This is a genomic window from Sporomusa sp. (assembly GCF_057736855.1).
In genome coordinates, this window is sequence record NZ_JBYKYF010000016.1 from 1 (window position 1) to 12,881 (window position 12,881).

At 43.5% G+C, this 12,881-nt stretch carries 6 protein-coding genes; 5 read left to right on the plus strand and 1 reads right to left on the minus strand.

Annotation, left to right across the window (positions count from 1 at the left end; translation table 11 throughout):
• Positions 1 to 319 precede the first annotated feature (319 nt).
• The gene (locus AC29Z1_RS02230; RefSeq protein ID WP_488269828.1) at positions 320 to 1,069 is read right to left on the minus strand and encodes an IclR family transcriptional regulator; all 750 of its coding nucleotides are present in this window, start codon (positions 1,067 to 1,069) and stop codon (positions 320 to 322) included.
• 329 nt (positions 1,070 to 1,398) lie between these two features.
• Here AC29Z1_RS02230 and AC29Z1_RS02235 point away from each other — a divergent pair, with 329 nt between their 5' ends.
• The 5 genes from AC29Z1_RS02235 to AC29Z1_RS02255 form a co-directional block, all read left to right on the plus strand.
• Entirely contained in the window at positions 1,399 to 3,372 is a 1,974-nt protein-coding gene (locus AC29Z1_RS02235; protein ID WP_488269829.1) for a YjhG/YagF family D-xylonate dehydratase, read from the plus strand.
• A gap of 125 nt (positions 3,373 to 3,497) precedes the next feature.
• Positions 3,498 to 4,838, plus strand: coding sequence for a gluconate:H+ symporter (locus AC29Z1_RS02240; protein WP_488269830.1), 1,341 nt, complete (start codon positions 3,498 to 3,500; stop codon positions 4,836 to 4,838).
• Positions 4,839 to 5,025: 187 nt separating this feature from the next.
• Positions 5,026 to 5,919, plus strand: a complete 894-nt coding sequence (dapA, locus tag AC29Z1_RS02245; protein WP_488269831.1) for a 4-hydroxy-tetrahydrodipicolinate synthase — start codon at positions 5,026 to 5,028, stop codon at positions 5,917 to 5,919.
• Between the two features lie 262 nt (positions 5,920 to 6,181).
• Complete coding sequence (locus tag AC29Z1_RS02250) at positions 6,182 to 7,180, plus strand: DUF3089 domain-containing protein (protein ID WP_488269832.1); 999 nt, start codon at positions 6,182 to 6,184, stop codon at positions 7,178 to 7,180.
• Between the two features lie 505 nt (positions 7,181 to 7,685).
• Positions 7,686 to 12,881: leukotoxin LktA family filamentous adhesin (locus AC29Z1_RS02255; RefSeq protein ID WP_488269833.1), on the plus strand; the 5,196-nt coding region annotated here is incomplete at its 3' end.

A 12,881-nucleotide genomic window follows, 5' to 3' on the forward strand; every position in this document is an offset into this window, starting at 1 on the left:
ATTTTTTTAGGGGAAGAGGCTTCCTCTGTTTTGCTATGCCCATAAACAGATTGTGTCTTGGGTTTTTCCTTTTTTAAACCGTTATTTTTCTTCTTTTTACAAAAAAGAGGCGTGTCACAGACGTTTTTTCTATAAACGTTTTGCGACACGCCCCTTGTCATGTTATTAGTAAGGGAAAGAAGTCATGAAGAAATAGCTTATGCTAAGAAGAGTGAAAGCTTGGCGAACAGCCTATTGAAGGTTTCAATTTGATTAGGATGCACTAACCCAAAAACATCAAAATGAGTATACGCTTACCGAATTTCGTGATATTAATTTTTTACTTTAAATTAACATTACTGAACTGTCTGCGGGCATTTAATAACAATTCGGTTGCTAATTTTAATTTTTCTTTAGTCGCTCGAAAATTAGGGATACTAATGCTTAGGGCGGCAATTATTTTGCCGTTGGATTCTAGCGGTACAGCATAACAGCAGAGTCCGTTGGTAACTTCTTCATATTCTTTGGCAATATGCTCTTTCCTAATTGTTAATATTTGATTATATAAAATGTCGAAATCCGTAATTGTATGCTCTGTATAAGGAATTAAGCCCTCTGGATATAATGCTTTTATTTCTTCAATGTCATGGTTGCTTAATAAAGCTTTTCCTAATGCAGTACAGTATGCGGGAATTCGTTTTCCGACATAAGAGATAATGCGAATATCCAAGCCTACTTGAGGTTCCTCTTTTAAGACGTATAATACATTGTTTCCTTCTAACACACCCATTTGGCAGATTTCATTAATTTCAGAAACAATATTTTTCATTATAGACTTGACGAATTCAAGCATGTATTCATCTTGAGAATAAGAAGAACCAATACATAAAGTAGAAATGCCTAATTTGTAACGCAGAGAATCCTTGTCGAGTTGGATGTAATTCATGTCGGCCATAGTTTGTAAAATAGGGAAAAGCGTGCTCTTGGGAATCGAGAGAGCCTTAGATATTTCGGTAAGAGTTAACCCATCTGCATGAAGAGATAAAAGATTTAATATATTTAAGACTCGTTCTGTAGGCTTATGAGACATAAATACTCCTTAAATCAATAAAATTTGTATCACTATCATTTTATTGATTTTTTTTTTTATTGTCTACTTGAATATGAATTGCAATACGTGATTTTGGAAAATAAATAAAAACACAAAAAGTATTGAAAATTACAGCACAAATGTGCTATGATCTAGCTAACGGTTCTTATACAAGAATTAAGTTCGTATATAAGAACCATTAGAATACCGTAATTACTGTAAGTCGGTTTGAATTGGTTTACACGAGGAAGTGATTAGTAGCGAAATAATTTTCATCATGCCAGGTTGTAGTCTCTAAGTGCAATGAAATTGTAAGGAGGGAATTGTTTATGTCAATGAAATCCATTCATGATGTAAAAGATGTATCTTTGTACAATGTTTACACCCATGCGGAGGGACCAAAGGGAAAGTTGCCTTTTAGTGAAGAGTTTTTAAGAGAATCGCCAAGTGGACATATATTTGGAATGACTCTAAATGCTGGTATGGGGTGGAATCCGGATAGACTCAATGATGATGATGTGCTTATTTTAAGTACTCTAGGGGGAATTCGTGGCGAAGACGGTAGCACTATAGCTGTGGGACTCCATACAGGTCACTTCGAATTAGGTTTACAGATGCGTGCGGCTGCAGAAGAATTTGCACATCTTGGCGCTTTACCGTATGCAGCATATGTTACCGATCCGTGTGACGGGAGAAGCCAAGGAACTACCGGTATGTTTGACTCATTGCCTTATCGCAATGATGCTGCAATTGTGCTGAGACGATTGGCGCGGTCTCTGCCAACAAGAAAAGCGGTAATGGGTATTGCTACTTGTGATAAGGGATTGCCGGCGATGATGATGGCATTGGCTTCGATGCATGATCTTCCGACGGTTCTTGTGCCAGGAGGTGCAACGCTTCAGCCGGTGGATGGAGAAGATGCTGGAACGGTTCAGACAATTGGCGTTCGATTTGCTAGTGATGAAATTTCTTTTGAGGAAGCGGCAAGAGTGGGTTGCCGTGCTTGTGCCTCTGCCGGAGGTGGGTGTCAATTTTTCGGAACGGCGGGGACCTCGCAAGTTATCGCGGAAGCACTGGGGCTTGCCATTACACATTCTGCTTTATCGCCTTCAGGGCAGCCTATTTGGGAAGAAATTGCAAGACAGTCTGCGCGTGCTTTGATGGAATTAAAAGAAAAGGGTATTACAACAAAAGATATTATTACTGACAAGGCAATTGAAAATGCGATGGTTCTCCATGCGGCATTTGGCGGTTCAACAAATTTACTGCTTCATTTGCCAGCTATTGCTTTTGCAGCAAACTGCAAAGTGCCTACAGTAAATGATTGGGCTGCTATTAATAAAAAAGTTCCTCGTTTGGTCAGTGTATTGCCAGTTGGACCGGTTAACTATCCAACCGTAAGTGTCTTTTTGGCTGGTGGAGTTCCAGAAGTCATGCTTCACTTAAGAAAACTTGGTTTGCTGCATGAAGATGTTATGACAGTTACCGGTGATTCGTTAGGAGCTAACCTGGATTGGTGGGAAACATCTGACAGACGTAAACAATGCAGAGAGCGTTTAGAAGCATTAGACGGGGTAAATCCTGACGATGTAATTATGAATCCTGCCAAAGCTAAAGAGCGGGGATTACGATCTACCGTAACATTCCCTGTTGGAAACATTGCGCCGGAGGGTTCTGTTGTTAAATCTGCAGCCATTGATCCAACGGTTATTGATGCAGATGGAGTCTTTAGACACACTGGCAAGGCTAAAGTATTTACCTCCGAAAAGGCAGCAATTAAAGCAATCAAGGATAAAAAGATACAAGCTGGCGATATTATGATCGTTATGGGTGGAGGCCCAATGGGAACCGGGATGGAGGAAACTTACCAGCTGACTTCCGCATTGAAAAAACTACCTTTTGGCAAACATGTTTCGCTGATTACGGATGCTAGATTTTCTGGCGTTTCTACCGGCGCTTGCTTTGGACATGTAGGACCTGAAGCATTGGTTGGCGGGCCGATCGGTAAATTGCGAGATGGGGATTTGATCGAGATTATTGTTGACAGTAATAAATTTGAAGGATCAATTAATTTCATCGGAACAGAAGAAAAGCGGCTTTCCTATGATGAGGCTGCTGAAGTATTGAGACAACGGGAAACCCATCCAGGATTACAGCCTGATCCGGACTTGCCTGATGATACTCGATTATGGGCAGAACTTCAGTCTATTAGTGGCGGGATATGGAAAGGCTGTGTCTATGATGTGGATAAAATCATCGAAGTTATTAAAGCTGGAAAAAAGGCTTTAGCAGATAATAAATAAGCGATTTTGTTTCTGAGAAGTACTCAGTGCCGGCAGAGGACTTTGTCGTTCTTATTTGGAGTCAAGAAAATACTATGTTTCCTAACTTGTTATAAAACTATGAGTAATATTGGGGAGGTAGAAGTATGCCGTTATTAATCGTAGCAATAGGCGTAATCTTATTAATTGTTTTAATTTCGAAGTTGAAAATAAATACATTTGTTTCTCTCCTGATAGTATCCTTTTGTGTAGCGCTTACACTGGGAATTCCTATGGACAAAGTTGTTGCCACAATAGAAACCGGTATTGGCGGAACACTGGGGCATATTGCGCTCATATTTGGTTTAGGAGCCATGTTAGGCCGACTAGTGGCTGATGCCGGTGGTGCGCAACGAATTGCCATGACTTTAATTAATAAATTTGGCGAGACCAAAATAGAGTGGGCCGTTGTAATTGCTTCATTTATTGTCGGAATCGCAATGTTCTTTGAAGTCGGGTTAGTATTGTTGATTCCAATTGTGTTCTCGATTGCCAAAGAAATGAAAGTGTCACTATTATCTTTGGGTGTTCCAATGCTGGCAGCATTATTGGCTACACATAGTTTTCTTCCGCCACATCCAGGTCCTACAGTAATCGCTGGGGAGTATGGAGCAGATATCGGGACAGTCTTGATCTACGGTATTATTGTGGCTATCCCCACAGTCATTATAGCGGGTCCTATGTTTACTCGATTGGCAAAAAAGCTAGTTCCTGAGGCATTTGCTAAGCGAGGAAGTATTGATTCCTTGGGTGAGCAAAAGGAATTTAATCTCGCTGACACTCCAAGTTTCAATGTTAGTTTGTTAACGGCCATGTTTCCGGTAATTTTGATGCTGATCGCTACTTGTGTAAGAATGATATTCGGAAACTCTGGGGACAATGTTGTATTAAAAATGATTGCATTTATTGGTGATCCATCGGTAGCCATGCTAATTTCTTTAGTAATTGCAGTATATACCATGGGAATTAATAGAGGTATTTCTATTAAAGAAACTACCAAATCTTGTTCATCGGCTGCAGCCTCTATCGGTATGATGTTATTGATTATTGGCGGCGGTGGAGCCTTTAAGCAAGTGCTTATTAATGGTGGAGTCGGCAAGTATATAGCAGATGTATTTGCTGGAACAGCTATGTCTCCCATTCTCTTGGCATGGATTGTGGCAGCCATATTGCGTATTTCTTTAGGTTCAGCAACTGTTGCGGCTATATCCACGGCTGGTCTGGTAATTCCGATGTTAGCTCAATATGACGCTAATTTGGCATTGGTCACGTTAGCAACAGGTTGCGGCAGTGCTATTGCATCCCATGTCAATGATGCAGGATTTTGGATGGCTAAGGAATATTTCGGTTTGACTTTGAAAGAAACATTTTCTACCTGGACATTGTTATCGACAATTGTTTCTGTTGTAGGGCTGATATTCATTTTGGCACTTGATGCAATTCTTTAATAGTGCTTGGCTGCATAAATAATCTATGTTGAGGTTTTAAGGAAATAATAGCACTGCCTTTATAGCGTGAATTGGTGCAAGGCAGTATGGAAGATGCCAACGATGAGGGTGTTCTGGAGAGATATCCCCAAATACTAGGCGGTAATTTTATATGAAACAATCCATGGATTAATAGGGGGAGGATCTTATGTTTAAAGGCGTTATAACACCTGTCATTACCACTTTAGATGAGCAGGGGAATTTAGATTTTGAGGGCAGTAAGAAAGTTATTAATCGTTTGATTGATAATGGAATGAACGGACTATTATTTTTAGGGAGCATTGGTGAATTCTTTGCTCTTACTATGGAAGAAAAAAAGGCTTTTATTCGTTATGTAATAAAGGCTGTAGACAAAAGGGTACCCGTATTAATTGGTACTGGGGGAACGGTACAAGAAGAGGTCATTGAACTCACTCAGTTTGCGCAGCAAGAAGGTGCAGATGGTGCCGTTATCGTTTCACCATATTATTTTAGTATCAATTCCGAAACCATCTATCAATACTATGCAAATGTTGCACGTAATACGTCATTACCAATTATGCTTTACAATTTTCCTGATCGGACTGCCACTGATTTGACACCTGATCTCGTTCTGCGTTTAGCTACAGACTTTAGTAATATTGTTGCCATTAAAGATACGGTCGATAATATTAGCCATACGAGGAAATTAATTCAGTTAGTAAAAGCGCACCGTCCGGATTTTACTGTCTTATCAGGATATGATGAGTATTTAATTCCCAATCTCATGGCCGGGGGAGATGGTGTTATTGGTGGTATGACGAATGTAGCACCAGAACTTTTTGCAGGCTTGCTGAAGGCTTATCATGCCAATGATTTTGAAAAAGTGGCTGCGGCGCAAGCAAAAGTATCGACTTTGATGAGAATTTATGATGTTACGAATCCTTTTATTGCAGCTATAAAAGGTGCCGTTGCGCTTAGAGGTGTTTCGATTAGTACAGCAGTAAAACAACCGGCTGTAGCAATGAATCAGCATCAAATGAATGCGATACGTGAGATTTTAGCCCAGGCGGGTATACAGTAAGCAAAGCGGAATTTGCTATGCAGGATGCTTGTGCAGGAGCTAATCCTATTCTTCAATAAAGAAAAGTTTAAATAATAATAGGGAAATGAGAGCAGACATTATTATACTTTCTGCACCGTTTTACCCGAGGTGGAGAACTGTATCACTGGTAGTGGCGAAAAATGCTCTGTCAAATTTGTATAATTTGGCAGGGCATTTTATTTTTCTCTGGAATTGTGTAATGGACTTATTTTTGAGGAGGTAGGAAATGGACCCCAAAAATTTGGTAGAAGATATTGATCTTTGTTTCAGTAAAGCAAAAGCAACATCCGCCAGCGGAAATCAGGCAACCGATTATGCGAAACCTGCGAGCTGGCTGGCTTTACCGGGCACGGTTGACAAACCGGTGGATGTTTTTTACTTATACCCTACGGTCTGGAAAAAAGAAAATGCGAATGACCCTAATATTTGTGAAATTGATAATCTTGCTATGCTGAGAGGCTCAAAGCGGGCATTTGATAGGCAAGCTACAGTTTTTGAACCTGTTGCCAATATGTATGCACCTTACTATCGCCAGGTCGATGCGGCGTATTGTCTGTCGTTACCTTTAGAAGAACATGAAAAATTAATTGGGGGTATACCAAAAGCAGATACATTTGCGGCATTTGACTATTATATCAAACACTACAATCAGGGCCGACCGTTTATATTAGCCGGACATTCTCAAGGATCAAACTTACTGTTGTATTTATTATCCGATTATATGAAAGAACATCCTGAGGTATATGCCAGAATGATTGCGGCATATGTCATCGGCTATTCTGTCACCGATAGTTATCTTGCCAAAAATCCTCATCTGAAATTTGCAGAAGGCCCAGATGATATCGGCGTAATAATTTCGTACAATACCGAAGCGCCAGTGGTTGAAGGGAACAATCCTGTTGTTTTGCCTGGTGCTCTGGTTATCAATCCGATTACTTGGACTAGAGAAGAATCTTTGGCAACCGCTGAGCAGAACTTAGGATCAATGGTGCTGAAGCCAACGGGAGAAATCGTATACGACGTTAGAAATTATGCGGATGCTCGGATCGATGCAAAAAGAGGAGTACTGATCTGTAGTACTGCCGATGTGGACAAGTTAGCCCCAGGGAATAAAATTTTTGGCAAGGGAGTATTTCATAATTTTGATTATTCATTTTACTACAACAACCTTCGGCAAAATGCTGCCAACAGGGTTGAAAAGTACTTTGTCAGTCGGAATGAATCTCCCAATGCAATGTAAGTCTACTTCAAACAATCTGACAGAACTAGGTGTTTGACATATATGATTGAAAAAATTGGTTGGTTACCCGCAGGACAGAATCAGTACCTCAAACAAAACCGGCAAATAAAAACGCCGGTTTTATTTTTTGTCTAACCACATTTTTGATTGAACGCTTGCCTGTTACACATATCATGGGCTAACTATTTTTAGTGCAAAAAATAGGTGTATTTTTGGCTAATTACCAGTTTCCATAAAAAAACTACCAATTATCATCTTTGAATGGATATCATCTTCCGCGAATGTTATACTTAGACAATACAAAATTGGATAAATGGGTTATCATGCCTATTGGAACAAGATTATTTTAGATGTTAACTATTCACCAGAACATATTAAGTAAGCAGCGGCTTGATTTATATATCACTTTCGTGCCAGGGGATCAATACAGGCTATAAAATAAGCTTCATACATAACGTAGATGGTTGCGTGCAAAATTTACCATAAAGAGGTGTTCTTTGTGAAAATGCAGAGAAAATGGCGTCGTGCCTGGAAACGTGGCAAACCTCACTGGGCAAGGAATAAACACAGGCAGAAAAAACAAGTGGTTAAACTCCGAAGCAGACGGCAGCATTTAGCGGAAAAAATAGCTAAAAATCTGCGACCGGTAGCGGCATCGGTGGCTCTCTTCGGTATGTTAGCGACACAGCCGTTTACAGTTATGGCCAATACGATTGTAGCTGACGGGAAAACTGCAACAAGCATTGTTGATAAGGGCAACAATATTACCGATATTAGCACTGGCACATATAGCACCGGTGGCAAAATCGGCTTCAACTCGTTTAAGCAATTTGATATATCTAAAGGCAGCATCGTCAACTTGCAGTTGGGTGCTGCCAATAATCTTATTAATCTGGTTAATGATAGTAAGCGTTCAACCATTTATGGTACACTGAATTCCATAAAAAACAACGAAATTGGCGGTCATGTATATTTTCTTAATCCATACGGATTGCTTGTCGGAACAAGCGGTGTGATTAATGTTGGCTCATTTACGGCCATGACACCAATGCCAGGCAGTATTAGTTCTTTTAATGGTAATGACTTGGATACTTGGGGGACAAAGATCCTTAGTGGTTCTTTACCTCTAAACTCTTCCGGCAGCATTACAGTACAAGGCAAAATTAATGCTATGAATGACATAAAACTAACTGCTGGTGCCATAGAGCATTCTGGGACTCTTTTTTCCCGTGCTTATTTTACGGCGACGTCGCCTGATTTTAGTGATGTAGTTAATGTCAACGGTCAGGTCAGCGGTACGAAATTTGCGATTAATGATGGAAAAATTGAAATTGTTGCGGAGAACATTCATCTGAAAACAGGTGCGGTGATTACGGCGAAGGGACACGAAGGCGCAGCTGATGGCGATATATCGCTCATTTCCACTGACAAAGGCTCTTTAGATAACGGGATTTTCAGCCAGGGTGCTGCTATTAGTCTGGACGGCGCAACGTTAAGCGGCAAGAATATTACGTTTGATGCAGCAGCCGGCTATACCGATAATGCCCTGCTTGGCATTACCGTACATAATGCATCAGCCACTATTGATGTTAAGGACAGTACCATTGATGCCACCGGCGATGTCAACATGAGGGCTGCTGTCGACATGGATGTGAATGCAAAAACTCCATCCTTTTTGGCAAAGCTGACAGGTGATTCGGCGTATGCCGGAGCGGTGGTGGACAGTACTGCCCAAGTAAAAGTATACGGAACAACAGAGATTAAGGCTGATGGCGACGTCAGCTTGGCGGCTCAGAATAAAATAAATCTCACCATTTCGGCCAATCCGGCCGAAAATACAGGTGAAAGCGGCCAGATAAACAGCGGCAATCATGCTGGCGGCGGGAGCCTTGGATTTGGCAGCATCAAAAGCAAAACCGAGGCTGGTATTACAGGGCAAGCTACTATCAGTAAATCTAAATCTATTGCTATTAATGCTGCGTCCGCAAATAAGATAACAACCGAAGCGATTGCTTCAATCATGGGAACAAAAGCCCAGGAAACTGCCGAAACCAGTGAGACAAGCAAGAAACTCAAGGAATATGCAGCTGATGTTCAAACCAGTGAGGGCGGTGTCACGGCTGCCGCGGCGCTGGGCATCAACGATATTACAAGTATTACTAAAGCCTATATGGAATCTGGGGCGGCATCCAAGTCAGCTGGCAGCGTAGCCGTGACAAGCAAGGCTGTCAATCAGTCCTCCGTAACTGCTGACGGCAGCGCCGTGGAAAGCGGCGCTATAGGAGTAGGCGTTGCGGTTGGCATCAATAAAGTATCATCAGATAATCAAGCTTATGTCAATCAAACCATAGAAGCCAAAGACCTATCAGTACAAGCCGGATTACATGGTACAGACGCAAGCAGCATGACAACTGAGGTTTCCTCCGGCGCTGGCGCAACTAATGTTGGTGTCGCGGGAGCATTGGCTGTTAATGTGCATGTCAATGAAAGCCTGGCCCAAATCGGCAGTAAGGGAAATATTAAGGCAGAGACTGTCAATGTTACTGCTGAAAATGAAAGCAAAAGTATGGCAAGTGCTTTGCCGTCAGACGACGCCTCAGGTGACAATGTCGGCGTGGGAGCTTCGATTGCCACCAATATCGGCATCAATCATGTTACAGCAGAAATCGCTAACGGTGCCAAGCTAAGTGGCGGAAGGGATGTAACCGTAAGTGCGACAGGCAGCCATAGCTTAGAAACGGAAGCCCAAGCCGGCTCAGTCGGCGGCATGTCCGTCACGCCAGTAGTGGCCGTTACTTTTGCCGATAACCAAACCCTTGCCAAAGTCGGCAGTGGTGACATTCTTACCCTTGGTGGCGACCTCACCGTCAAAGCCGATAACGTCGGCAGCAGCAAAACTACAGCCGAAGGACAAGCAGACGGTGAGAAGGCGGCCGTTGGCGTTGTTATTGGGTTAACAATCGCTGTCGATGAAGCAGAAGCCGCGATAGAGCGAAATATAAACGCAGATGGCGGTGTAACTGTCCAAGCAGATAATGCGGGTTCGTCTGAGACCGTTGCCATTGCCAGTGCGGCAGGCGGAAAACCTGCTCAAGATGACGGTAGTGTGCAAGAAGATAAAGAGGTTAACGAACAGGTAAAAGACCAGACAGCTTTAGTTGCCAAGAAAGATGTAGTTAAAGATAAGGCGTCAGATAAAGCTCAGGAAAGTTTGCAAGCTCTACCTAAAGCTGAAACCAGCGAAGGATCAGTCAGTGTTGCTGCTGCTGTCGGCATCAACGTTGGCACCTCAAGCGCCAATGCGTATACATTAGACGGAAAACAGATCACTACTGGTGACATGTTGGCGATTAAAACGACCAACAACAGCACGGCCGCTGCTACCGCGGAAGGAAAGGCTGTTTCCCAAGAGGACACTGATGGCAATAAGGTTGGTATCGGCGCTGCTGTGGCTGTCAATGTTGCTAAAGCAGCTAATCAAGCTAGGCTCGGTGTGGCCACACACAACGCCAAAGGCTTAGAAATTTCCGCTACTATGCGCAATATGGGTACAGAAGAAGACCCTGCTACTACTAACAACTTTAGCGCCCAAGCCACCTCAGGAGCAGGCGGGTCTAATGTCGGCGTTGCCGGTTCAGTGGCCGTTAATACGGTAACCAATACGACGATGGCTGAAGTGGTCAGTGGCGCGATTATCAATGCGGGAAGCGGTAATGTAACGATTCGCGCTGCACAGCAAAGCAACAGCGAAGCCAAAGCTTTGCCAACGGAGGATGGGGTAGAAGGTGAAACCGTTGGTGTTGGTGCATCGGTCGCAGTCAATACATTAACGGAAAGTACTAAGGCAAGTATTGGCACATATGCGGGCGTAGCTGATGCCGGGGTTGTAAAGGTGATTGCCTCGGCCGATAGTGATACGAACACTGAGGCGACAGCCGGATCTGCAGGCGGTGTTGCAATAGACGCAGTAGCTGCGGTAACTACCCTGAATCAAACAACTGTGGCCACAATTGATACAGGCAGTGCGCTAAACGCAGCAGCGGTTGAAGTTCGCAGCACAAGTAGCGGCGACCATACAGCAACTGCAACTGGCGATACCGAGTCTGAGAATGTCGGTGTTGGTGCATCTGCGTCAGTTATTACCAGCAATACACTTGCCTCCGCGACCATCAAGCGCGACGTCATTTCTGCAGGCAACATTACAATTGCTGCCATGGCTGACCGTTCCTATGAAGCAGTAGCCACTGCCAGTTCAAAAGGAGCTAAAGGGCTGGATGATGGGGAAACGGCACCCTCTGATCCTACGAATGTCAGCGCTAAAGCCTTAAAGGATACTGCAAATGAACAAAAAGGTACCAGCGGCGGCAAAACAGTCGACGTAGCTGCTGCTGTCGGTGTATCAGTCATTAAAGATGACGTTGAGGCGGGAATTACCGGCGGTACGGATAGTGCGCACAAACGCTTAGTCAGCACCGGCGGTAAGTTAAGTGTTACGGCCGATACGATATCAGACTTTAGTTCCCGCGGCAGCGGTGCTGCACTTGATCCCACAGCTAAAGCCGGTATCGGCGTCGGTGTTGGCATAAGTGTTGCACGCAATAATACAGCTGCATCGATTGGCGATAATACCACTATTAAAGCAAAAGGCGATGTTACCGTTGCTGCTGAGTCGCTGCAAAATACATCAGGTGCCTTTATTAACAAGCCATCAGCCGAGGGAGTGTCTGGCGCAGGCAGCGATAAGGTAGGCGTGGCCGGTGCACTGGCGGTGGCTTATTCAGATAGTGCCACTCAGGCAACAGTAGGAAACAAGGTCAGTATCACCGGCCAAGACAGCGAGAAGAAGGCCGGCAATATCACCGTGCAGGCTGATAATACCAGTAAACTGTCTGCTAAGGCTTGGAGTGCCGCGTTATCAAAAAGCGCGGGTGTCGGTGCTTCGGTTGCGACAATCGTTTCTGACAATGACTATATCGCTGCCGTTGGCAATGACGGCAATATTAATGCCAACAGTCTTAGCGTGCAGGCTGTTAATCATAAAGTCAGTGGCAAGGCCCCGGTTGATTTTGAAACCGATGATCTTGATACACTCAAGGAATCACTCACTGAACAAAATTTACAGATTATTTTAGGCCAAAACAATTACTATACAGAGGCAATTGCTGGCTCTGCCAGCGGAAAGGTAGCCGTTACCGGTGCTGCCGCTGTAAATAATTTTGAAGATACAACCCAAGCATCTGTCGGAAGCGGTACTGCTATTTCAACTAACGGTGCGGTTAATATTAGCAGCGGTAATGATACGACTGCAAAAGCTTTTGTCACCAGTGTTGCCTTATCAAGCGGTAATGCCGGTGTTGGCCTAGTTAGCACAGATATAATCAATAGCAGTGAGACATCCAGTATGTTTGCCGGCGATATTGCCAACTCTGGTTCTGTCACTATAACTGCCAATGCAACCCAGGATGCGGGTGTCTTTGGCCTAGGCGGAGGCTTAGCTAACACTGCCGGGGTATCGGGTGTTGCTACTGTTGTAGCCGCCAAAAATATAGTGAATGCCGAAGTCACTGACAATGCGGTGATCAGCACGACTGGCAGCGTGCTTGTTAATGCCAATAATGACTTTGATGCATTAAATATTGCCGGCAGCATTGCTGTTGGCGGTACAGCCGGCGTTGGCGCTGCTGTTGGCACAACTAACGTC